Origin of the sequence: Pseudomonas sp. Irchel s3h17 (assembly GCF_900187505.1) — a bacterium.
In the GTDB taxonomy this organism is placed as follows: Bacteria; Pseudomonadota; Gammaproteobacteria; order Pseudomonadales; family Pseudomonadaceae; genus Aquipseudomonas.
On sequence record NZ_FYDL01000004.1, the window covers coordinates 322,256 to 344,594 of the forward strand.

Annotated in this window: 19 protein-coding genes and 1 pseudogene; 6 read left to right on the top strand and 14 right to left on the bottom strand. The window is 59.7% G+C overall.

The annotated features are described in order from the left end of the window. Positions 1 to 64: 64 nt before the first annotated feature. From CKW25_RS07555 to CKW25_RS07575, 5 genes and pseudogenes are all read right to left on the bottom strand, one after another. Positions 65 to 811, bottom strand: coding sequence for a YebC/PmpR family DNA-binding transcriptional regulator (locus CKW25_RS07555; RefSeq protein ID WP_095078558.1), 747 nt, complete (start codon positions 809 to 811; stop codon positions 65 to 67). 117 nt (positions 812 to 928) lie between these two features. Next, positions 929 to 2,704 carry an aspartate--tRNA ligase gene (aspS, locus tag CKW25_RS07560; RefSeq protein WP_095078559.1) on the bottom strand — a complete coding sequence of 592 codons (1,776 nt, stop codon included), beginning with the start codon at positions 2,702 to 2,704 and terminating at the stop codon, positions 929 to 931. Positions 2,705 to 2,809: 105 nt separating this feature from the next. Beyond that, entirely contained in the window at positions 2,810 to 3,031 is a 222-nt protein-coding gene (locus tag CKW25_RS07565) for an FmdB family zinc ribbon protein (RefSeq protein WP_010457489.1), read from the bottom strand. 178 nt (positions 3,032 to 3,209) lie between these two features. After that, the gene (locus CKW25_RS07570; RefSeq protein WP_095078626.1) at positions 3,210 to 3,545 is read right to left on the bottom strand and encodes a ribbon-helix-helix domain-containing protein; all 336 of its coding nucleotides are present in this window, start codon (positions 3,543 to 3,545) and stop codon (positions 3,210 to 3,212) included. A gap of 294 nt (positions 3,546 to 3,839) precedes the next feature. After that, a pseudogene (locus CKW25_RS07575) lies at positions 3,840 to 4,231 on the bottom strand (Dps family protein). A 506-nt stretch (positions 4,232 to 4,737) separates the two neighbouring features. Between CKW25_RS07575 and CKW25_RS27260 the strand changes: the two are divergent. Further along, positions 4,738 to 5,343: a cold-shock protein gene (locus CKW25_RS27260; RefSeq protein WP_095078560.1), complete on the top strand. Its 606-nt coding sequence runs from the start codon at positions 4,738 to 4,740 to the stop codon at positions 5,341 to 5,343. A 94-nt stretch (positions 5,344 to 5,437) separates the two neighbouring features. Here the strand turns inward: CKW25_RS27260 and CKW25_RS07585 are convergent, their stop codons facing one another. Further along, the gene (locus tag CKW25_RS07585) at positions 5,438 to 5,644 is read right to left on the bottom strand and encodes a SlyX family protein (protein WP_095078561.1); all 207 of its coding nucleotides are present in this window, start codon (positions 5,642 to 5,644) and stop codon (positions 5,438 to 5,440) included. Between the two features lie 3 nt (positions 5,645 to 5,647). Beyond that, positions 5,648 to 6,073, bottom strand: a complete 426-nt coding sequence (locus CKW25_RS07590) for an HIT domain-containing protein (RefSeq protein WP_095078627.1) — start codon at positions 6,071 to 6,073, stop codon at positions 5,648 to 5,650. 910 nt (positions 6,074 to 6,983) lie between these two features. On the opposite strand from CKW25_RS07590, the gene CKW25_RS07595 reads away from it, so the two are divergent. Further along, a complete protein-coding gene (locus CKW25_RS07595; RefSeq protein ID WP_095078562.1) occupies positions 6,984 to 8,282 on the top strand; it encodes an OprD family porin in 1,299 nt (432 codons plus the stop codon). Positions 8,283 to 8,524: 242 nt separating this feature from the next. Here CKW25_RS07595 and CKW25_RS07600 read toward each other — a convergent pair whose 3' ends face one another. Continuing rightward, the gene (locus tag CKW25_RS07600) at positions 8,525 to 9,361 is read right to left on the bottom strand and encodes a mechanosensitive ion channel family protein (protein WP_095078563.1); all 837 of its coding nucleotides are present in this window, start codon (positions 9,359 to 9,361) and stop codon (positions 8,525 to 8,527) included. 138 nt (positions 9,362 to 9,499) lie between these two features. Then, on the bottom strand, positions 9,500 to 9,985 hold the full coding sequence (locus CKW25_RS07605; RefSeq protein WP_095078564.1) for a YajQ family cyclic di-GMP-binding protein: 486 nt from the start codon (positions 9,983 to 9,985) through the stop codon (positions 9,500 to 9,502). A gap of 143 nt (positions 9,986 to 10,128) precedes the next feature. On the opposite strand from CKW25_RS07605, the gene CKW25_RS07610 reads away from it, so the two are divergent. The 3 genes from CKW25_RS07610 to CKW25_RS07620 are packed head-to-tail and all read left to right on the top strand — an operon-like array spanning position 10,129 to position 13,715. Continuing rightward, complete coding sequence (locus CKW25_RS07610; RefSeq protein WP_095078565.1) at positions 10,129 to 11,046, top strand: putative 2-dehydropantoate 2-reductase; 918 nt, start codon at positions 10,129 to 10,131, stop codon at positions 11,044 to 11,046. 45 nt (positions 11,047 to 11,091) lie between these two features. Next, the gene (locus CKW25_RS07615) at positions 11,092 to 13,131 is read left to right on the top strand and encodes a HAMP domain-containing sensor histidine kinase (RefSeq protein WP_095078566.1); all 2,040 of its coding nucleotides are present in this window, start codon (positions 11,092 to 11,094) and stop codon (positions 13,129 to 13,131) included. A gap of 2 nt (positions 13,132 to 13,133) precedes the next feature. Continuing rightward, positions 13,134 to 13,715 carry a cob(I)yrinic acid a,c-diamide adenosyltransferase gene (locus CKW25_RS07620; protein ID WP_095078567.1) on the top strand — a complete coding sequence of 194 codons (582 nt, stop codon included), beginning with the start codon at positions 13,134 to 13,136 and terminating at the stop codon, positions 13,713 to 13,715. 375 nt (positions 13,716 to 14,090) lie between these two features. Here the strand turns inward: CKW25_RS07620 and CKW25_RS07625 are convergent, their stop codons facing one another. From CKW25_RS07625 to secA, 4 genes are all read right to left on the bottom strand, one after another. Further along, entirely contained in the window at positions 14,091 to 15,035 is a 945-nt protein-coding gene (locus CKW25_RS07625) for a Nudix family hydrolase (protein WP_095078568.1), read from the bottom strand. Further along, entirely contained in the window at positions 15,032 to 15,664 is a 633-nt protein-coding gene (locus tag CKW25_RS07630) for a glutathione S-transferase (protein WP_095078569.1), read from the bottom strand. The genes CKW25_RS07625 and CKW25_RS07630 overlap by 4 nt, the downstream gene beginning before the upstream one ends. A 113-nt stretch (positions 15,665 to 15,777) precedes the next feature. Then, entirely contained in the window at positions 15,778 to 16,995 is a 1,218-nt protein-coding gene (gene argJ, locus CKW25_RS07635) for a bifunctional glutamate N-acetyltransferase/amino-acid acetyltransferase ArgJ (protein WP_095078570.1), read from the bottom strand. Between the two features lie 118 nt (positions 16,996 to 17,113). Then, positions 17,114 to 19,849, bottom strand: coding sequence for a preprotein translocase subunit SecA (secA, locus tag CKW25_RS07640; protein WP_095078571.1), 2,736 nt, complete (start codon positions 19,847 to 19,849; stop codon positions 17,114 to 17,116). A 307-nt stretch (positions 19,850 to 20,156) separates the two neighbouring features. On the opposite strand from secA, the gene CKW25_RS07645 reads away from it, so the two are divergent. Continuing rightward, positions 20,157 to 20,612, top strand: coding sequence for a DUF721 domain-containing protein (locus tag CKW25_RS07645; RefSeq protein WP_095078572.1), 456 nt, complete (start codon positions 20,157 to 20,159; stop codon positions 20,610 to 20,612). Between the two features lie 223 nt (positions 20,613 to 20,835). Here CKW25_RS07645 and CKW25_RS07650 read toward each other — a convergent pair whose 3' ends face one another. Beyond that, the gene (locus tag CKW25_RS07650) at positions 20,836 to 22,323 is read right to left on the bottom strand and encodes a helicase HerA-like domain-containing protein (protein WP_095078628.1); all 1,488 of its coding nucleotides are present in this window, start codon (positions 22,321 to 22,323) and stop codon (positions 20,836 to 20,838) included. Between the last annotated feature and the right edge of the window lie 16 nt (positions 22,324 to 22,339).

Below are 22,339 nucleotides of genomic sequence, written 5' to 3' on the forward strand. Positions count from 1 at the left end.
AATGTCGAGCCTGCCGACGTCATCGCGGGCAAGCCCGACTCCCACACTAGATCTGCGTCGCCCTTCAGCCGAGCTGTTGGGCCACCGACTCGGGGATGTCCGCATTGGAATAGACGTTCTGCACGTCATCCAGGTCTTCGAGCATGTCGATCAGCTTGAGGACCTTCTCGGCCCCCTCCAGGTCCAGTTCGGCACTGGTGGTCGGCAACATCACGATCTCGGCATCGTCAGCCTTGAAACCCGCCGCTTCCAGGGCGTTACGCACCGCATAGAAACCGGCGAATGAGGTGAACACATCAATCGAGCCGTCTTCGTTGGTCACGACGTCATCGGCGTCGGCCTCCATCGCCGCCTCCATGAGCGCATCTTCATCAACGCCCGGAGCGAAGGAAATCTGCCCCTTGCGCTCGAACAGATACGCCACCGAGCCGTCGGTCCCCAGGTTGCCGCCACACTTACTGAAAGCATGGCGAACAGCCGCCGCCGTACGGTTGCGGTTATCGGTCATGCACTCGACCATCACGGCCACGCCACCCGGGCCGTAACCCTCGTAGCTCAGCTCGACCATGTCATCGGTATCGGCCGCACCGGCACCACGGGCAACGGCACGATCGATGATGTCGCGGCTCATGTTCGCGCCAAGGGCCTTGTCCAGCGCCAGCCGCAAGCGCGGGTTGGAACCCGGGTCACCGCCACCCTGACGGGCCGCGACAGTCAGCTCGCGAATCCACTTGGTGAAAATCTTGCCCTTCTTGGCATCCTGACGTTCTTTGCGGTGCTTGATGTTCGCCCACTTGGAATGACCCGCCATAACTCGCTCCGAATTCTCTAAAAAAACAATGCCCGCACGCCCTGGAAGGCGAGCGGGCAACGTAATCTGCTCTGACACCCCGTGACGCATACTGCGATGCGCCACGGCGATCAAGCCTTACTCAGCCTTCGGCTGTTCGCGCAAACGGATGTGCAGTTCGCGCAGTGCCTTCGCATCCACCAGACCCGGGGCCTGGGTCATCACGCACGCCGCGCTCTGGGTTTTCGGGAACGCGATCACTTCACGGATCGACTGGGCGCCGGTCATCAGCATCACCAGACGGTCCAGGCCGAAAGCCAGGCCGCCGTGGGGCGGTGCGCCGTACTTCAGGGCGTCCAGCAGGAAGCCGAATTTCTCTTCCTGTTCCGCTTCGCTGATACCCAGCAGGCGGAATACCGATTGCTGCATTTCCTTGCGGTGGATACGGATCGAACCGCCACCCAGCTCGGTGCCGTTGAGCACCATGTCGTAGGCACGCGACAGCGCGGTCGCCGGGTTGGCTTCCAGCTCTTGCGGCGTGCACTTCGGCGCGGTGAACGGGTGGTGCAAGGCGGTGAAGCTGCCGTCGTCGTTCTCTTCGAACATCGGGAAGTCGACGACCCACATAGGGGCCCACTTGCAGGTCAGCAGGTCCAGGTCGTTACCGACCTTGATCCGCAATGCGCCCAGGGCTTCACTGACGATCTTGGCTTTGTCGGCACCGAAGAACACGATGTCGCCGTCAACCGCGCCAACGCGATCGAGGATCACATTGAGGTTAGCTTCAGGAATGTTCTTGACGATAGGCGACTGCAGGCCTTCGACGCCTTTGGCGCGCTCGTTGACCTTGATGTATGCCAGGCCCTTGGCACCGTAGATGCCGACGAACTTGGTGTAGTCGTCGATCTGCTTGCGCGGCATGCTCGCAGCACCAGGAACGCGCAGTGCGGCAATCCGGCATTTCGGATCGTTGGCCGGGCCGCTGAAGACTTTGAAATCGACTTCTTTAAGCTGGTCGGCAACGTCTACCAGTTCCAGCGGGTTACGCAGGTCCGGTTTGTCGGAACCGTAACGGCGCATGGCCTCTTCGAAGGTCATGTGCGGGAATTCACCAAATTCCAGATCCAGCACTTCCTTGAACAGGTTGCGGATCATTTTTTCGGTGATGCCCATGATCTCTTTTTCATCGAGGAAACTGGTTTCGATGTCGATCTGGGTGAATTCCGGCTGGCGGTCAGCGCGCAGGTCTTCGTCACGGAAGCACTTGGCGATCTGGTAGTAGCGGTCGAAGCCAGCGACCATCAGCAGTTGCTTGAACAGCTGTGGCGATTGCGGCAATGCAAAGAACGAACCGGCGTGGGTACGGCTCGGCACCAGATAGTCACGAGCGCCTTCTGGTGTGGCGCGGGTCAGGATCGGCGTCTCGACGTCGAGGAAGCCGTTCTCGTCGAGGAAGCGACGAATGCTGGTGGTCATGCGCGAACGCAGACGCAGCTTCTCGAGCATTTCCGGGCGACGCAGGTCGAGGAAGCGATAACGCAGGCGGGTTTCTTCGCCGACGTCGGAGAACTCGTTGAGCGGGAACGGCGGAGTTTCCGCTTCGTTCAGCACTTCCAGTTCGTAACCCAGGACTTCGATCATGCCCGAGGCCATGTTGGCGTTGGTGGCTCCGGCCGGACGCAGACGCACCTTGCCGGTGATCTTGACGACGTATTCGCTGCGCACGCGATCGGCGGCGGCGAAGCTCTCGGCGCGATCCGGATCGAATACCACTTGGGCCAGACCATCACGATCACGGATATCGAGGAAAATCACCCCGCCGTGGTCACGACGACGATGGACCCATCCGCAAAGGGTAATTTCCTGACCTTCCAGGCTTTCGTTCAGTTGGCCGCAATAATGGCTGCGCATCATGGTAGTGGTTTCACTTCTCGTAATTCGAAATTCGATGGAGGTCTTGCCGACCGCTGCATTTGAATGAAGCGTCAGATAATGCAAGAGCCCGGTGTGTCGTTCAACTCAGTCAGCTTTGTCGCCGCCAGCCAGATTTTTCTTCGAACCGGTCTTGAAGTCGGTTTCGTACCAACCGGTACCGCTCAGGCGGAAGCCTGGCATCGACAGCATTTTTTTCAGTTCGGGTGCCTGGCAGGCGGGGCAGTCGACCAACGGTGCTGCGCTGATCTTCTGAATGGCTTCCAACTGATGACCACAGGAAGCACATTGATAGTCGTACATCGGCATGGGGTTGTCTCGGCGATCAGATAGTTCCCGCGTAAACATTCGGTTTCGCGGCAAAGAGCGGGATTATATCCATTAAATCGAGCCTGTGCAGCCGTAACGCTGTACGGGCACGCGCTCAGCGGGGTCTGCCACCGACAGGCACCTGAACACGGAGCCGTCCAGACCGGCAATCCACCGATCACCGCGGGTGATGGCCGCCCTCGCTCAAACTGTGCACAACACACACCACCCGGACCAACCCACTGAAATTCTTCACACCGCCATGACGCAGGTGCACCTCCCGATCGACATAAGAAAGCAGGGCGCTTACCGAACAATCATTGCGCCTTGCCATATCGGCCAGAATATCCCAGTAGACCCGCTCCAATCTCAAGCACGTCGCGAATCCGTTCAACCGAACCGATCGCGACAACGGGCACACCAGCCCCATATCAAACTCCCGGACAAAGGGATCAATCCTTATATCCGGAAACCTGGCAATCTCACTTACATCACGCCCTGATAATCGAGCCATACCGTCGACACTCCCTTGCCTTAGTTCCATAACAGAAACAACGATCCGTTCCGTTATATAAGCGCAAGCCGACCGTTATTTCCAGATGCCTTTATAACAACGCACGTAGGACAAACCAACTAAAGAAAGAAGATTATTAACGCAGCCCTGACTTAATCTATAAAAACAGGCACGCTGAAAAATCCAATAACCGCGCACGCAAAAGCGTTGCACGCGATCAGGAAACAGCCCCCCACCACCCCGCAGGACGGAACGCACCGATGGCACCGCAGGACGCCACCCGCCAACGGGCGGCTACCGATTGTCCAACAGCGAGCGCAACATCCACGCGGTCGGTTCATGAACGCGCATGCGCTGCGCCAGCAGGTCCGTCGTGGACTCGTCACAGACTTTATCCAGCAGGGGCAACAGACTTCGTGCAGTGCAAGTGACCGCTTCCTGCCCTGGGACAAGTTGCTTGATCATGTCCTAGGCACTTGGTATGCCCTCTTGTTCCGTGATGAAATAAAGACGCGCACAGATCGAATATGCGCCCGACCGTGGAAAACCCATTGCACGAATACGCTCGATAATCAGATCCACCGCCGACGCCAACTCGCTACATTGTTCTTTAAACATCAAATGAAGGATGCGAAACATCGACCTTGTCACATCCCAGTGAAATCACGGGCTTTCAGATAAAACACATAAGTATCCGATAACAATCACAAAACCCCGTCAACGATGGACTTGCAATCTGCCTCACCGATACCGATATCAATGACCATGCCTTTGCCCTTGTTGGTAATGAATCCATTCCACGGGTGCGCCACCACTGCAGCAAGAGCTCCCGCACCTCACAGACTCGCTTCACGCCCCTCCCGCGACAGATTGTCCCTCCCATTACGCATTGCCTGGTGACACCTCGCTCAAGCCCCCCGAAAACCGGGCAAACCCTCTAGGACAGGCGCTCAGACGGCACCGGGTTCAGCTCTCGCGCTGATTGCTCCGTGCCCTTGGTCACACGCCGCCCGCGCTGATTTGAGAAGGTACGGTCTTTGCTGTTAAATAGGCGATGTGTCACTGCCGCTCTTTCCTTGCGTGCCGTGCATAGGCTGATAGCGGGCGCGTGTCCAACGCCTCCCATTGTTCAGAAGCGAACCGCGCTCAATCAGCTCTTCCTTGCGATCCGTCTTAACGTGAGTCAATCAAAATGTTGAAAATCGTCCACCTGCTAACGGGCGCAGCAGCCTTGCTGTTGTCCTTTATCCCTAGCTTGCGAACCGAAGCCATACCCTACCTGCAACAACCTGACGCGCTGTACCTGGCGTTCTTCGGCCTGCTCAACCTGACCCTCGCGCCGGTGATTCCGTACTGGAACAAAGGCGTTCGTCAGCAACTGCAAAATCTGGTCAGCGCCTTGCTGGTGCTCACTGTCGTCCTGCAAACCCTGACACTTCTGGCGCCCATGCCGGAAATTGGCGGTCATCCCGCCGTTCTGTTCAGCCTTATCGTCGCGCTGGTCGCGGTAGTGCTGCATCTGGCCGTCAGCTTCTACAAGTCCTCGCCAGCAGTCGCCACCCATCAAAACTATGACATGACCAACCGTGATACCGGGACCGTCAAGTGGTTCAATACCTCCAAGGGCTTCGGCTTCATTTCTCGCGACTCGGGAGATGATATTTTCGTGCACTTCCGCGCCATTCGCGGCGAAGGTCACCGTGTCCTGGTCGAAGGCCAGCGCGTGGAGTTCTCGGTCATGAACCGGGATAAAGGCCTGCAAGCCGAAGATGTGATCGCAGCGTTGCCGCGTCGCTGATTCCAGCCACGCTTCCACGCTCAAAAAAAACCGCGAGCAGCCAGGCTGCTCGCGGTTTTTTTATTGCCAGCCGACAGGCGGCACACAGCAACACTCAGTAGTGCGGTGGCGGAGCTTCCTCTTCAAAGGACTCAAACTGCCCCGCCATTTCCTCCTGTCGCTTGAGCAACGCGGTCATCTGCAACTGCAAGCGCTCCACGACCCGTTGCTGCACCACCAGCACGTCGTTCATTGCCTCAATGGTGTCGTCCTGGAAAGCCAGACGACTTTCAAGATCCATGACGCGCTCTTCCAGGCTCATGACTCAACCCTCCAGAAACGTGAAATCATCGGTCAACACCAAACGCAGCCGCTCTCGAATCGCCGCCACCTGCTCGGCCGTGTAAGGCGTGGCCGGGTGCTTGCCCCAGACTGGCGCTGGCCAGGCCGCATCCTCGCGCTTACGGACAATGACATGCATGTGCAACTGACTGACCACATTACCCAGGGTCGCGACATTCAACTTGTCGGCATCGAACGAGTCCTTGAGCAACTCGGCAAGTCCTGTAGTTTCTCGCCACAACTGCGCCTGGTCTTGACTGTCCAGTTGAAACAGTTCGCTGATATCCGCTCGTCGCGGCACCAGGATGAACCAGGGGTAATTCGAATCGTTGGACAGCAACAACCGACAGAGAGGGAAGTCCCCGATCGGCAGGGTGTCTTGTTCCAGTCGTGGATCTAAAGCGAACACCGCACACACTCCCGCATATTCAATGAGTTTTGCCAAGCGCCCGCCTTCGAGACTGCGGCGCGTGCCATACCAGACCAGCATACCCGCGAACCGGGCACGGTTCACGACCAATGTCACACCCCGACCAAGGGGGAACCTGCCACGCACGACAACGCCCCACCACGTAACAACCTCACCTTCCCACGCACCAATCCGGTACGAACGTACAGGCTCCGGATCGAGCATTTTCTCTGTCCAGGCCGGGCAACGCCCTATCCAAAGCTCTCTGGATCGCTGACCTGATTAAAATTTACAGAGTTTTTGCGGCACGAATCTGTAATGCGTCTACGCTGAGTTCCTCAAGCATCCGCCGTTTACTCACTTGAAAGGGTGGACCGGTAACATTTCGTGTTGATCACCACGCCCAGTCTTGGTGCAACACCAGAACAACCTGGGAGTCAAGCACGAACAATCGGGCCTCGTCCCCCCGTATTCATGAGGCCTTGCCCACAGAAACGACGTTTATTGAAAAAATCGAGAGAAAAAAGCCGTTTTGTGCACGTTTGTTGCATTCATTCCCACATCGTCTATAAGGCGGCCGCCGGAAGCGGAAACCTCTAGACCATAAAAAATAGCGGCAAGGTAGCCCAAGGAGATTCAAGTGCGGGACAAGGACTCTTTTTTCTGACACCCAAGCCTTGCCAAACAACGCTGAAGTTGTCGGTCCGATTGCACAGAATTTGCAGAATTACGACCTCGAGCGAGCATTTTGCGACAGGCCCGTACAGATGCAGAAAGGATGAAAGCGCAAGTATCGCCAACATTGTCGGCGTGATATAAGTTTGCGCCGACACAAAAAGAAAGAGCCGCCCAGATAATAAATCAGGTGGGACGGCAGAACTCTTCAAAAAAACCAAAGGAGCAAATCACGATGCGCGTGATGAAGTGGAGCATAATCGCACTGGCTGTTTCAGCAGGCACCTCGCAGTTCGCAATCGCGTCCTCTCAGGACGAAGCCAAAGGCTTTATTGAAGACCAAAGTCTGAATGCCAAGACTCGTATCGAGTACATGAACCGCGACTTCAGGAACGGTGCTGGCAACATTGCCAAGTCCGGTGGCGGCTACAAAAGCGGCTATCGTCAGGACACCGGTATCAGCGAGCTGGTGACCTATGAGTCCGGTTTCACCCAAGGCCTCATCGGCGTAGGCGTGGACGCAATGGTCATGGGTACCGCCAAGCTGGATGGCGGTGAAGGTCGCTCCGGCAACGGCATGTTCGCCCGCAATGGCGCTGGCGAACCTGAAGACGCACAAGGCAAATCCGGTGCCGCAGTCAAGTTCCGCCTCTCCGACACCACCCTGAAGTACGGCCGCCAGTTCGTTGCCAGCCCGGTATTCGCGACCGACGACAGCCGCTTGCTGCCAGAAGTTGCCGAGGGTACCTACCTCTCCACCAAAGAAATCAAAGGCCTGGAAGTCAGTGCAGGTCGTTTCACCGCCCTCAGCTCGCAAACCGGCATGGGCAAGGACAGCATCAACGGTGCTGGCAACCCTGGTCTGACCAGCGCCAATATCGCTGGCGCCACCTACCAGTTCACCGATAACTTCGTGGCTGGCATCGCGGCATCCGACGTTGAAGACTACTTCAAGAAGCAGTACATCAACGCCAACTACACCCTGCCGATCAACGAAGACCAGTCTCTGAACTTCGACTTGAACGCGTACAAGACCAAAGACCAGGGCCAGGCGCTGTACGGCGCGCAGGACAACAAACTGTGGAGCTTGGCAGCTGCCTACAGCCTCGGCGCACACAAGTTCACCCTGGGTTACCAGCAGTCGTCCGGCGACACCAACTACCTGTACGGCGTTGACGGTAACGGCACGATCTTCGTCGCCAACTCCATCCAGATCTCCGACTTTATCGGTCGTGACGAGAAATCCTGGCAGGGTCGCTACGACCTGAACATGGCCACCTACGGCGTACCCGGCCTGAGCTTCATGAGCCGTTATGTTTACGGTAACAACATCGAGACCGATTCCGGTACCGAAGGTAAGGAGCACGAGTTCAACTTCGAAACCAAGTACGTGTTCCAGGAAGGTCCGGCCAAGGATCTGTCGCTGCGTCTGCGTAGCGCCATCTACCGCGCCAACACGGCTTACAACGAAGAGTACACGGCTGACAACAACGACGTACGTATCATCGTTGAATACCCTCTGAGCATCTTGTAATCAGCGGCTTTCAATAGCGTCTAGAGCCTGGCTCAACTAAAAAGCCCCTCACCCGAATAAGGTGAGGGGCTTTTTTGTTACTGTTTGATGACAGTTACAAACAAAGGCAGTGTCGCAGACAATTTAGTAGCAAGCTAATAATAAGTTAGCGCACTATTAATCTTCCCGCTTTGTAAAAACACTCAAGGGGCCAATTGGCCCCTTGAGTCAAACACCGATACTCGTTCTACAACGTCGAGTATTCAGGCTGTTTCCTGAACCATGCGAATCACGCGCTGTGGAAACGGAATATCAATACCCGCCCCTTTCAGGCGATCGCGGGAGTGCTCATTGAAGTGGAACAGCACATCCCAATAGTCCGCCGTCTTCACCCAGACGCGCAGCGACAGAGTGATTGAGCTATCGCCCAGGGTCGATACCACCGCCACTGGCTCAGGGTCGGCCAGTACACGCGCATCATTGGCCAGTTCCAGCAGCACCGCACGGGCCTTCTGCAAATCGGCGTTGTAGTCCACGCCAACGTCGAACACTACTTTGCGCGTAGGTTGACGGTTAGTGTTGGTGATGATGCCGTTGGACAGCACACCGTTCGGCACGATGACGGTCTTGTTGTCGCCGGTGCGAATAATCGTGTGGAAGATCTGGATGCTGTCGACGGTGCCCGCCGTGCCCTGGGCTTCAATCCAGTCACCAATGCGGAACGGACGGAACAACAGAATCAGCACGCCACCCGCGAAGTTCGCCAGGCTGCCCTGCAGGGCCAGGCCGATGGCCAGACCCGCGGCACCAATGGCGGCCACGAACGAGGTGGTTTCAACGCCGATCATCGACGCGACACTCACCACCAACAGCACCTTGAGCACGATGTTGGCCAGGCTGCTGATAAACCCTTGCAGGGCCAGGTCGGCATTGCGCAGCGCCAACAGCTTGCCAACCTTGTGGGTCAGCTTGTTGATCAGCCACCAGCCAATGGCCAGTGTCATGACCGCCAGCAGCACACGACTGCCGTATTCCATGATCATCGGGATCCAGGCCTGGGAAGCCTTCACCAGGTTGTCCACTTCAGCGTTCAAATCCATATTTTCTCTCCTGATTCCCGGCTACCCGGCACATAAAAACCAAGCAGCAGAAAGATCATGCCCCTCGAGGCTCGATCATTTCTGCTGTTGCTTGGGCCTCGGACGTCAATAACGCCGAGAGGTTCCCCCGAAGACTGATCAGTCGCGGAAGTTGTTGAACTGCAGCGGCATGCCGAATTCCTTGCCGCGCAAGGCCGCGATGGCCTCTTGCAGGTCGTCGCGCTTCTTGCCGGTGATGCGCACCTGCTCGCCCTGAATGGCGGCCTGGACCTTGAGCTTGGCGTCCTTGACGTGAGCGACGATCTTCTTCGCCAGCTCCTTGTCGATGCCTTCCTTGAGAACGGCTTCCTGCTTCATCAGCTTGCCCGAAGCGTAGGCCTCTTTGACCTCAAGGCATTGCACATCGATCTTGCGCTTGACCAGCGCCAGCTTGAGGATCTCGATCATCGCTTCCAGCTGGAAGCCGGCTTCGGCGGTCAGGTTGACGGTCAGGTCCTTTTCCTTGAACTCGAAGCTGCCTTTGCCCTTCAGGTCATAACGACGATCGAGTTCCTTGACGGCGTTCTCGACCGCGTTGGTGAGTTCGTGTTTGTCCAGTTCGGATACCACGTCGAACGACGGCATGTAGTCTCTCCAGTAAAAAAGGGCGCACGCAATAAAGATGGAGCACGCCTGGCTTGCGGTTAAAATCCGCGCTGATTATAACGGGTCTTTCCCCTTCTTCGCTGCGAGCCTCACATGCGCCTGCCAATCCGAGCAAAAAACTGATGTCGACCACCTGGCATGTCCTCGGCGCCGGCAGCCTGGGCACCCTGTGGGCCACGCGCCTGGCAAGGGCCGGGCTGCCCGTGCAATTGATACTGCGCGATGCCGCGCGATTGCAGGCCTATCAGGCAGCAGGCGGCTTGACCCTGGTCGAGCAGGGTGAAGCGCAGCACTATGCGATCCCCGCGACCACCCTCGAGCGTGTCGGCCCGGTCGATCGCTTGCTGGTCGCCTGCAAGGCCTACGATGCCGAAGGCGCCGTGGCGCAATTGGCGAACCGCCTGACACCCGATGCCGAATTGATCCTGCTGCAGAACGGCCTGGGCAGCCAGGATGCCGTGGCCGCGCGCGTTCCGCACGCTCGCTGCATTTTTGCCTCGAGTACCGAAGGCGCCTTTCGCGATGGCGACTGGCGTGTGGTGTTCGCCGGTCACGGCTACACCTGGCTGGGCGACGCCCGTCAACCGGTGGCACCGGTCTGGCTGGAGGACTTGAGCGCGGCGGGCATCCCTCATGAGTGGAGCACGGACATTCTGACTCGACTCTGGCGCAAGCTGGCACTCAATTGCGCGATCAACCCGCTGACCGTCCTGCACGATTGCCGCAACGGCGGCTTGCAGCAGCACCCTTGCGAAGTCGCCACCCTGTGCACCGAGCTGAGCGAGTTGCTGGAACATTGCGGCCAGCCCGCCGCCGCCCACGACCTGCAGCAGGAAGTCGAGCGGGTGATCCTGGCGACGGCAGCCAATTACTCATCCATGTACCAGGATGTGGCCAACCAGCGCCGGACCGAAATCAGCTACCTGCTGGGTTATGCCTGCGTCGTCGCCTCGCGGCATCAATTGGTATTGCCGCACCTCAACCAACTCCAGCAACGCTTGATTGCGCACCTGCGTACCCGTGGATTGCCCAGCGACTGAGCAGCGGCTACGCTGGCCTCCTGTTCTTCTTTAGCGACGACCCCCATGCCTTTGCGCCAGCGCCTTGAAAACCTTCCGGTCGGCCAGAAACTGCTGGCCGCCCTGTTGGTGCTGTTGATCACCGTGCTACTGGTGGCCAACCTGACCTTTATCAGCGCCGCCTACTGGATCTCCCAGGAAAGCATGGCACCGCAAGCCCTGCAGACCATCGGCCGGCTGGTCTCCAATCCGGCGCTTGCCAGCCAGTCATTGAATTCGCCACAAGACGCTGAAAACCTGCTCAACGAGCTCAACAGCTACACCCCGTTGCGGGCAGCGGCCCTGTACGACGGCAAAGGCCAGCGCCTGGCCCAGGTGCAGCATGGCGACCAACTCGAACTGCCCAGACACTTTCGGCACATCGAAACCTGGCAGGCCACGGAGTTTCGCAGCAATCAACTGATCACACTGCCACGCCCGGGCCAGGCCCCCGGCCATCTGCTGCTGGTGGCCAGCAGTGAGTTGCCGGTCGCGTTCTATACCGGCACCCTGACAGCGAGCCTGGGGATCCTGATTTTCAGCGTGCTGTTGTGGCTGCTGATTGCCCAGCAGATCAAACGCCTGATTACCCAGCCGATTCATCAACTCGAAGAACTGTCCCGGCAGGTGACCCGCGAAGAGAACTACGCCCTGCGCGCCGCTCGCGGTAACCATGACGAAATCGGCAGCCTCGCTGAAGCCTTCAACACCATGCTCTCGCGCATCGAAGCCCGCGAGCAGCAACTCAAGCGCGCCCGCGACGACTCCCAGGCCGCCTACGACCAGGCCCAGGGCCTGGCTGAAGAAACCCGCCATACCAACCGCAAGCTGGAGCTGGAAGTCCAGGTGCGCAGCAAGATCGAGAAAAAGCTCACGGGCTTTCAGAACTACCTCAACAGCATCATCGACTCGATGCCGTCAGCCCTGATTGCCCTGGATGAACAGCTGTACGTGACCCAGTGGAACCAGGAAGCCAGCGCCCTGTCCGGCACACGCCTGGATGAAGCCTTGAACCAGCCGATTTTTCTCGCCTTTGAACCCCTCAAGCCGTTTCTGCCACAACTACGGGAGACCGTCGAACAGCACAGCGTGGTCAAGATCGAGCGTGTGACCTGGACCCGGGACGAGGAAGCCAAACACTATGCGCTGACCTTCTATCCGTTGATGGGCGGTGCCGGACGTGGCGTGGTGATCCGGATCGACGACATCACCCAGCGCCTGTCCCTGGAAGAAATGATGGTGCAATCGGAGAAAATGCTCTCGGTGGGTGGGCTTGCGGCCGGCATGGCCCACGAGATCAACAACCCGCTGGGCGCCATCCTGCACAACGTGCAGAACATTCGCCGGCGCTTGTCCGCCGACCTGCCCAAGAACATCGAAACCGCCGAACAACTGGGCCTGGAACTGGACAGTGTCAATCAGTACCTGCAACACCGCGAAGTGCCGCAATTGCTCGACGGCATCCAGCAGGCCGGTGCCCGGGCGGCGAAGATCGTCACCCACATGCTCAGTTTCAGCCGCCGCAGCAACCGGCAAATGGCGCCCTGCGACTTGCCGGCGCTGATCGACCAGGCCGTGGAGATCGCCAGCAATGATTTCGACCTGACCATTGGCTTCGACTTCAAGGGCCAGGCCATCGTTCGCCAGTTCGACCCGCAACTGGGCCCCGTCCCCGGCACCGCCAACGAGCTGGAACAAGTGCTGCTCAACCTGCTGAAAAATGCGGCCCAGGCGATCCACCAGCGCGAGGACGACCGCGAACCTGGTCGAATCATCCTGCGCACGCGCCTGAACCCGCCATGGGCGGAAATCCAGGTCGAGGACAACGGCATCGGCATGAGCGAGAGCGTGCGCAAGCGCACCTTCGAACCGTTCTTCACCACCAAGGAAATCGGCCAGGGCACGGGCCTTGGGCTTTCGGTGTCGTACTTCATCATCACCAACAATCACAAGGGTCAGATGGAAGTGCAATCGACTCAGGGCCAGGGCACCTGCTTTACCTTGCGCCTGCCATTAATCGCGAGCGCCCCGCTCGCCCCCCACGAACTCAGACAACTGGAGCGCTAAGCATGGGTTTTCGCCTGTCGAAAATTTACACCCGCACCGGCGACAAAGGTGAAACCGGGCTTGGCGATGGTCGCCGGGTACCCAAGGACCATCCACGGGTCGAGGCCATCGGCGAAGTCGATACGCTGAACAGCCAGTTGGGGCTGCTGCTGGCCGGACTGGCCGAAAGCCAGCGAGTACATCCCGGCCTGCAAGCGATCAGCGACGTGCTGGAACCTTGCCAGCACCGCTTGTTCGACCTGGGTGGCGAACTGGCGATGCCGGTCTATCAAGCGCTGAATGCGGCGGAAGTCGAGCGCCTGGAAGCAGCCATCGATACCTGGAATGAAGAGTTGGGGCCATTGGAGAACTTCATTCTGCCCGGTGGCTCGGCGCTGATCGCTCAGGCCCATGTTTGCCGCAGCCTGGCCCGCAGTGCCGAGCGCCGCTGCCAGCAGTTGAATGCTGTCGAGCCGTTGGCTGGCGTGGGACTGGCCTACATCAATCGCTTGTCGGATTTACTGTTTGTAGCGGCACGGTTGATTGCCAAGCGCCAGGGGATTGCGGAGATTTTGTGGCAGGCGGCGGCAAAACCTGGGGGTTAGTCCAAGTTAGATACGCCATACTTCGCGAGCAAGCCCCACAACATCCGTATCTTCAGTAATGCCACTCAATCAAGTGCGAACGCTGCCCCCGTGGCGAGCGAGCTTGCTCGCGCTGGGGCGCGAAGCGCCCCCAACAAGACGATTGCAGTCTTTCAGATAACACTCTGCAACTGGTTTTTGGGCCGCTGCGCAGCCCAGCGCGAGCAAGCTCGCTCACCACGGGACATGTGTTCGGCATCCCGCACCTGACGAGAGCGGCCATATGTCCCAGACCGTTGCTCCCACAATAGACCTGCTGTGACCACATTACGTGTGAACAGCAAAGATCTAATGTCGGAGCTTGCTCACGATGACGCCAGTAGCCTCACCGCGTATTCAAGCCTCTGGCCAGAACGCCCGGATCCCCGCCACGCCCTGCGCGCCTGTTTCCCAAGCCTTTTGCCGCTCGGCAGGGCCAACACCGCCCAGCAGAAACACCGGCTTGCTGAACCCGGCAATCAACTGCGCGGCCTGTTCCCATCCCAGCGGTACTGCATCGGGGTGAGTCCGGGTCGGCTGGACCGGCGACAGAGTGACGAAATCCACTCCCATCTGTTCGGCCAGGCTCAATTCCTCAGCGTTGTGGCAGGACGCCGCCAGCCAGCGCGACGCTGGCAGTGGACGCCCGGCGCTGGCGTACTTGCGCAACTGAGCTGCCGTGATGTGCCAACCCGCGGACGGGAAGTCGCCCAGCCACTCGAACGGCCCCTTGAGCATCAGCTGCGCCTTGCCAGCACACAACCCCACCGCATCCACCGCCAGATCGCGATACTTGGGATCGTAGCCGTTGGGCGCGCGCAGCTGGATCAACTTGATCCCACCGGCAATGGCCTTCTGGATACCCCGCAGCATCACCGGGGTTTCCAGATCATCCGGGGTGATCAGGTACTCGCTCGGCAAACGGGCCGCCGCGACGATCGGCTGGTTGGCAGCCGGAAACTCATAGTTGCCCAGCTCACGCCCGGTCACCCAGGCCAATGGCTGGCCTTCAGCGCCGTGGGGCTCGCCGGTAAACGCCGAGACCTCCCAGACATCCAGCAGCACCTGCTTGTCCGGGTAATCATGGTGAACCGTGATCAGCGGCCGGGCTGCCGTGACCACAATCCCCAGCTCTTCGTGCAGTTCGCGGGCCAGCGCAACCTGCACGGCTTCGCCCTCCTCGACCTTGCCGCCGGGAAACTCCCACAATCCGCCCTGGTGCTGGGCATCAGCACGGCGAGCGATGAGGATCTTGCCATCGGCATCACGGATGACCGCTGCCGCTACATGAACTCGTTTCACCGCCCTGCTTCCTCTAGACCGGCTTTCTGCCAGACCTTGAAGGCTGGCCACTGGTAGATCGTCTCGACATAAGCCGCATCGACCGCTGGCAACTCGACCTGATAGGTGCGCAGGCGCACGGCAATCGGTGCGAAGAAGGCATCGGCCAGGCTCACCTCACCGAACAGGAACGGACCGCTTTCGTTCGAGGCAGCGCGGCATTCAGCCCACAGTGCCAGCATGCGCTCGATTTCCGTCTTCACTTCAGGCGGCATCGGCGACAGCGGTGCGTCGCGACTCAGGTCGAACGGCATATTGCCGCGCATGGCAAAGAAACCGCTGTGCATTTGCGCGCAGGCAGAACGGGCCTGGGCACGGGCGGCGATGTCCTTGGGCCAGAGACTGGCACTCGGAAAGCGTTCGACCAGGTACTCGGCGATGGCCAGCGAGTCGGCGATGGTGCCGTGCTCGGTTTTCAGCAAGGGCACCTTGGCGGTTGGCGAATGCTTGAGCAGTTGCTCGCGGGTATCGGGCTGGTTGAGCTTGATCAGCTCTTCGGTGTAGCTGGCGCCGGCCAGGTCGAGGGCCAGTGCTGCCCGCAGGGACCAGGAAGAATGCAACTTGTCGCCGATGATCAGGTGATAACTCATGTTCGGGACCTTTTGAAGTAGGAAACAGGCCAGTCTAGTTAGCGACTGACAAACCGCCATCGCAGGCAGGTGGAATACCTGCCCGCGATGGCGGCGACACGATCCGAACGTGATTACGTCCGGTATTCGGCGTTGATTTTCACGTACTCGTGGGACAGGTCGGTGGTCCAGATGGTTTCGCTGCAATCACCGCGACCCAGCTCGATACGAATGGTGATTTCTTCACGCTGCATCACGGCCGAGCCCTGGGCCTCCGTGTAGGTCGCTGCACGGGCACCCCGGCTGGCGATACACACTTCACCCAGGAACACGTCGATCTTGCTCACGTCCAGGTTCGGCACCCCGGCACGACCTACCGCCGCCAGGATACGGCCCCAGTTCGGATCGGAGGCAAACAGCGCGGTCTTGATCAACGGCGAGTGCGCCACGGTGTAGCCGACATCCAGGCATTCCTGGTGATTGCCGCCGCCGTTGACTTCAACGGTGACGAACTTGGTGGCACCTTCGCCGTCACGCACGATGGCCTGCGCCACGTCCATGCACACCTCGAACACGGCCTGCTTGAGCGCCGCGAACAACGGACCTTCGGCGGTGGTGATTTCCGGCAACGCGGCCTTGCCGGTGGCGATCAGCATGCAGCAATCGTTGGTCGAGGTGTCGCCATCGATGGTGATGCGGTTGAACGACTTGTTCGCGCCGTCCAGCATCAGGTTCTGCAGCACCTCGCGGGAGACCTTGGCGTCGGTGGCAATGTAGCCGAGCATGGTCGCCATGTTCGGGCGAATCATGCCGGCGCCTTTGCTGATGCCGGTCACGGTGACGGTCACGCCTTCGTGCTGGAACTGGCGACTCGCCCCCTTGGGCAGGGTGTCGGTGGTCATGATCCCGGTGGCCGCGGCTTCCCAGTTGTTTTCCGACAGGTCGTCCAGCGCCGCTTGCAGGGCGCCCTCGATCTTCTCGACCGGCAGCGGTTCGCCAATCACGCCCGTGGAATACGGCAACACCAGGCTTGCATCAACGCCGGTCAGCTCTGCCAGCTTGGCGCAGGTACGCTCGGCGGCGGCCAGGCCCGGCTCACCGGTGCCAGCGTTGGCGTTGCCGGTGTTGGTCAACAGGTAGCGCACCGGGCCTTGCACACGTTGCTTGGCCAGGATTACCGGTGCCGCGCAAAAGGCGTTCAGCGTGAACACACCGGCAACGGTCGAGCCTTCAGCACAGCGCATGACCACAACATCCTTGCGCCCGGGGCGCTTGATGCCAGCCGAGGCGATACCGAGTTCAAAACCGGCAACCGGGTGCAACGTTGGCAAAGGACCAAGACCAACAGCCATGAATGCGCTCCTCAATAGGTGATGTCTGCACCGTCGCCACGACGGTGTTTCGAATGGTAAAACGCCGCGACGGCTGATGCCGGTCGCGGCGCGGGTATTTCAGCGTATGAAACAGGTTTTACTGGATCTGCCCGTGGCAATGCTTGAATTTCTTGCCCGAACCGCAGTAGCACAGCTCGTTGCGACCCAGCTTCTGCTCGGTGCGTACCGGTGCAGTGGCGAGGGCAACATCGACCTCTTCACCCAACAGTTCCGGTTGTTCCAGGCCAGGGGCCTCGTCGTGCTGGAACTGCATGCGAGCGGCCAGAGCCTCGGCTTCCTGACGCAGACGTGCTTCTTCTTCGATCGGATCTTCGCGGCGAACCTGAACGTGGGACAGTACACGGATCGAGTCGCGCTTGATCGAATCCAGCAGCTCGGAGAACAGCGTGAACGACTCGCGCTTGTATTCCTGCTTCGGGTTCTTCTGGGCGTAGCCACGCAAGTGGATGCCGTGACGCAGGTGGTCCATGGTCGCCAGGTGGTCTTTCCACAGGTCGTCCAGAACGCGCAGCACGATTTGCTTCTCGAAGGTGCGCAGCGCATCGGCACCCGCTTGATCTTCTTTCTCGTTGTACGCCGCAATAAGCTCCTGCATCAGCTTCTCGCGCAGGGTTTCTTCGTACAGGTGATCGTCTTCGTCGAGCCATTGCTGGATCGGCAGCTTCACCCCGAAACCGCTTTCCAGTTCCGCTTCCAGACCGGCAACGTCCCACTGCTCAGGCAGCGACTGTGGAGGAATGTGCGCCGAAACGGTGGCGTTGAGTACATCCTGGCGAAAGTCGGCGATGGTTTCACCGATGTTGTCGGCGGCCAGCAACGTGTTACGCATGTGATAGATCACTTTACGCTGTTCGTTGTTGACGTCGTCGAACTCCAGCAGTTGCTTGCGAATGTCGAAGTTACGACCTTCAACCTTGCGCTGGGCCTTTTCGATGGCGTTGGTCACCATGCGGTGCTCGATCGCTTCGCCAGGCTGCATGCCCAGGGCCTTCATGAAGTTTTTCACCCGGTCAGAGGCAAAAATGCGCATCAGGCTGTCTTCCAGCGACAGGTAGAAGCGGCTGGAGCCGGCGTCGCCCTGACGGCCGGCACGGCCACGCAGCTGGTTGTCGATACGGCGCGATTCGTGACGCTCGGAAGCGATGACCTGCAGGCCGCCCGACTCGAGCACTTGCTGGTGACGCTTCTGCCAGTCAGCCTTGATCTGGGCGATCTGCTCCGGCGTCGGGTTTTCCAGCGAAGCCACTTCCACTTCCCAGTTGCCGCCCAACAGGATGTCGGTACCACGACCGGCCATGTTGGTGGCGATGGTCAGTGCGCCCGGGCGACCGGCCTGGGCAATGATCTCGGCTTCCTTTTCGTGGAACTTGGCGTTCAGGACCTTGTGTTCGATGCCTTCATTTTCGAGCAGACGGGACATGTGCTCCGACGTTTCAATCGTCGCGGTGCCCACCAGTACCGGGCGACCTGCCGCCATGCTTTCCTTGATGTCGGCAACGATGGCGACGTATTTCTCCTCCGCGGTGAGGAACACCAGGTCGTTGTAGTCTTTACGCGCCAGCGGCTTGTTCGGTGGAATGACCATGACCTGCAGGCCATAGATCTGGTGGAACTCGAACGCTTCGGTGTCGGCGGTACCGGTCATGCCGGACAGCTTGTTGTACAGGCGGAAGTAGTTCTGGAACGTGGTCGATGCCAGGGTCTGGCTCTCGGCCTGGATGTTCAGGTTTTCCTTGGCTTCGATGGCCTGGTGCAGGCCTTCGGACAAACGACGGCCCGGCATGGTACGCCCGGTGTGTTCGTCGACCAGCACCACCTGGCCGTCCTGCACGATGTATTCGATGTTGCGATGGAACAGCTTGTGCGCACGCAGGCCGGCATAGACGTGGGTCAGCAGGCTCAGGTTGTGCGCCGAGTACAGGCTCTCGCCTTCAGCCAGCAGGCCGATGCGGGTCAGTACTTCTTCGATGTACTGGTGACCGGCTTCGTTGAGTTCGACCTGACGGGTCTTCTCGTCAACGGTGTAGTGGCCGGCCTTGGTGACGACGCCTTCCTCTTCCTCGACGTGCAGCTCCAGTTGCGGGATCAGCTTGTTGATCTCGATGTACAGCTTGGAGCTGTCCTCGGCCTGACCGGAGATGATCAGCGGGGTACGGGCTTCGTCGATCAGGATCGAGTCGACTTCGTCGATCACGGCAAAGTTGAGTTCGCGCTGGAATTTTTCTTCCATGCTGAACGCCATGTTGTCGCGCAGGTAGTCGAAACCGAATTCGTTGTTGGTGCCGTAGGTGATGTCGGCGGCGTAGGCGGCACGCTTCTCTTCCGGCGGCTGGAACGGCGTGACCACGCCGACCGTCATGCCGAGGAATTCATAGAGCGGGCGCATCCAGTTGGCGTCACGACGGGCCAGGTAGTCGTTCACGGTTACGACGTGCACGCCATTGCCCGACAGCGCGTTGAGGTAAACACCCAGTGTCGCCACCAGGGTCTTGCCTTCACCGGTACGCATTTCGGCAATCATGCCTTCGTGCAGTGTCATGCCGCCGATCAACTGAACGTCGAAGTGGCGCATGCCCATGACGCGCTTGCCGGCTTCGCGGGCGACCGCAAAGGCTTCTGGCAACAGCATGTCGAGGCTTTCCCCTTTGGCGATGCGAGCCTTGAATTCGTCGGTCTTGGCACGCAATTGATCGTCCGAAAGGGCCACCATTTGCTCTTCGAAGGCATTGACGAGTTGCACCGTCTTGAGCATGCGTTTGACTTCACGCTCGTTCTTGCTTCCAAAAAGTTTCTTTAACAAAGGCGCAAACATATCGGCAGGATCTTCCACACTAAAGGGATGGAGGGCGGCCCCGTGAGTCGCCCGAGCAGCCCTCATGGCCGCATGCGAACGAGCATTCTACCCGGAAACGGTGGTGAGGAAAGTGGCGTTATTCCACGATGCTGGCACAGCGCTGTGAGGGGGCTCACTTAAAATAAGGGCTTTTTACTGAACTTCAAGCCACCCAAGGCAGAAGTTACTCATTGATTTAATGAGTAAAGCGCCAACAAAGCAATGGGGCGAGTGCATCCCGTGCTTTCTGCTACCATGGCGGCTCTGTTACTTCAGGTGTCTGATCATGGCATTTCGCCCTCTTACGGCCAGAGCACCCGCCGTTCTGCTACGCGAAGCCAAACCGCTAAAAGCCATTCTGGGCCACGCGCAACGCCTGGGGCACTTGCAACGCTTGCTCGAAAGCCAACTGCAACCGGCTGCCCGTGAACATTGTCATGTGGCGTCCTGGCGCGAAGGCAGCTTGCTGCTGATCGTCACCGACGGTCACTGGGCCACCCGCCTGCGCTATCAGCAAAAACGCCTGCAACGGCAATTGCAGGCCTTCGACGAATTCGCCAGCCTGACGCGGATTCTGTTCAAGGTTCAACCGCCTACCGTGCAGCACGGGGCGGCTGGCCACACCATGGACCTGTCGACCGATGCCGCGGCCACCATCCAGGCCACGGCCGACGGCATCAGCGATCCCAACCTGCGGGCAGCGCTGGAGCGGTTGGCGGCTCACGCCAGACCCAAAAGCTGATCTTGAGAGCGCCCATATGCGCGCATGCTGCTCAACAAAGCATCAACGCGATCCCCGTGGCGAGCGAGCTTGCTCGCGCTGGCGCGCACAGCGCGCCTTGACAAGGTAATTGCGGTCTAACAGAAAGCCCCAGGCGACCGGTTGGGGCTGCTGCGCAGCCCAGCGCGAGCAAGCTCGCTCGCCACGGGGCGGGTGTTCGGGCGAGAGCGAGCCGCGCCTGCCGTCAACGGCGTTTGCTGCCGCCGAGCAACGAGCCCATCAAGCCGCGAACCAATTGCCGCCCCAACTGGTTGGCCGCCTGACGCATCGCGGATTTCAGCGCCTGCCCGGCCGCCGTGCCCAGGAACTCGCCAGCCTGCTCGGTGAAGCTCGGCTCCTGCGCAGCCGGCTTGCCCGGAACGGCCTCGGCGTCGGACGCCAGGCCCTTGCGCCCCATCAGCACTTCATACGCCGACTCGCGATCGATCGGTTTGTCATACCGTCCGACCAACGGTGAGCTGGCAATCAAGGCCGCGCGCTCGGACTCGCTCAACGGCCCGATCCGCGATTGCGGCGGTGCCACCAGGACCCTCTGGACCATTTCCGGTGTGCCTTTGTCCTGCAGCGTCCCCACCAGCGCCTCGCCAATCCCCAACTCGGTCAGTACCTCCAGGGCGCTGAATGCCGGGTTAGGCCGGAAGCCATCGGCCACTGCCTTCAGGGACTTCTGCTCTTTGGCGGTGAATGCCCGCAGGCCGTGCTGGATACGCAACCCCAGTTGCGCCAGCACGTCATCCGGCAAGTCGCCCGGTGACTGGGTGACGAAGTACACGCCGACGCCTTTGGAGCGGATCAGGCGCACCACCTGCTCCAGGCGCTCCTGCAAGGCCTTGGGGGTGTCGGCGAACAGCAAGTGCGCCTCATCGAAGAACAGCGCCAGCAGCGGTTTCTCGGCATCGCCACGCTCCGGCAATTGCTCGAACAACTCGGCCAGCAGCCAGAGCAGGAAGGTCGCGTAGACCTTGGGCGCTTCGTGCACCAGGCGACTGGCATCGAGCAGGTGAATCCGCCCGCGACCATCGCTGGCGGGCGCCAGGATGTCTTGCAGTTGCAACGCCGGTTCACCGAACAGTGCTTCGGCGCCCTGCTGTTCCAGCGTCGCCAGGCGCCGCAACAGCGCCTGGCTCGAGCCGGTGGTCATCAGCGCGGTGTCATCGCCCAGCAACTCGGGATTGTCCTTGAGGTGATTGAGCAGCGCCTTGAGGTCCTTGAGGTCCAGTAACAACAACCCTTCGCGGTCCGCCACCTTGAACGCGGCATAGAGCGCCGACTGCTGGCTGTCGGTCAATTCCAGCAGGCTGCCCAACAGCAATGGCCCCATTTCACTCAAGGTGGTGCGCAATGGATGACCGGACTGACCATGGATATCCCACAGCGTGACCGGATAGGCCGCGGGCGAATAATTGAGCCACGGCATGCCGGCGATCCGCTCGGCCACCTTGCCCTGTGGATTGCCCGCGGCCCCCAGCCCACACAAGTCACCCTTGATGTCCGCGGCAAATACCGCCACGCCGGCATCACTGAAGGCCTCGGCCAAGCGTTGCAGGGTGACCGTTTTCCCGGTCCCTGTGGCACCGGCCACCAGGCCGTGGCGATTTGCCAGGCGCATTGCCTGGGCAATCGGTTGCCCCTTCAGGTCTGCACCGATAACGAGTTGTAATGAGTCAGGCATTTTGTCACCCATGGTT

Bases quoted from the DNA above. Each gene is read 5' to 3' on its own strand.
- CKW25_RS07645 (WP_095078572.1), top strand. From the start codon at position 20,157: ATGGCATTTCGCCCTCTTACGGCCAGAGCACCCGCCGTTCTGCTACGC.
- CKW25_RS27260 (WP_095078560.1), top strand. From the start codon at position 4,738: ATGTTGAAAATCGTCCACCTGCTAACGGGCGCAGCAGCCTTGCTGTTG.
- CKW25_RS07650 (WP_095078628.1), bottom strand. From the start codon at position 22,323: ATGCCTGACTCATTACAACTCGTTATCGGTGCAGACCTGAAGGGGCAA.
- CKW25_RS07605 (WP_095078564.1), bottom strand. From the start codon at position 9,985: ATGCCGTCGTTCGACGTGGTATCCGAACTGGACAAACACGAACTCACC.
- CKW25_RS07585 (WP_095078561.1), bottom strand. From the start codon at position 5,644: ATGAGCCTGGAAGAGCGCGTCATGGATCTTGAAAGTCGTCTGGCTTTC.
- CKW25_RS07600 (WP_095078563.1), bottom strand. From the start codon at position 9,361: ATGGATTTGAACGCTGAAGTGGACAACCTGGTGAAGGCTTCCCAGGCC.
- argJ (WP_095078570.1), bottom strand. From the start codon at position 16,995: ATGGCTGTTGGTCTTGGTCCTTTGCCAACGTTGCACCCGGTTGCCGGT.
- secA (WP_095078571.1), bottom strand. From the start codon at position 19,849: ATGTTTGCGCCTTTGTTAAAGAAACTTTTTGGAAGCAAGAACGAGCGT.
- aspS (WP_095078559.1), bottom strand. From the start codon at position 2,704: ATGATGCGCAGCCATTATTGCGGCCAACTGAACGAAAGCCTGGAAGGT.
- CKW25_RS07565 (WP_010457489.1), bottom strand. From the start codon at position 3,031: ATGCCGATGTACGACTATCAATGTGCTTCCTGTGGTCATCAGTTGGAA.
- CKW25_RS07570 (WP_095078626.1), bottom strand. From the start codon at position 3,545: ATGGCTCGATTATCAGGGCGTGATGTAAGTGAGATTGCCAGGTTTCCG.
- CKW25_RS07630 (WP_095078569.1), bottom strand. From the start codon at position 15,664: ATGAGTTATCACCTGATCATCGGCGACAAGTTGCATTCTTCCTGGTCC.
- CKW25_RS07620 (WP_095078567.1), top strand. From the start codon at position 13,134: ATGGGTTTTCGCCTGTCGAAAATTTACACCCGCACCGGCGACAAAGGT.
- CKW25_RS07595 (WP_095078562.1), top strand. From the start codon at position 6,984: ATGCGCGTGATGAAGTGGAGCATAATCGCACTGGCTGTTTCAGCAGGC.
- CKW25_RS07615 (WP_095078566.1), top strand. From the start codon at position 11,092: ATGCCTTTGCGCCAGCGCCTTGAAAACCTTCCGGTCGGCCAGAAACTG.
- CKW25_RS07555 (WP_095078558.1), bottom strand. From the start codon at position 811: ATGGCGGGTCATTCCAAGTGGGCGAACATCAAGCACCGCAAAGAACGT.
- CKW25_RS07610 (WP_095078565.1), top strand. From the start codon at position 10,129: ATGTCGACCACCTGGCATGTCCTCGGCGCCGGCAGCCTGGGCACCCTG.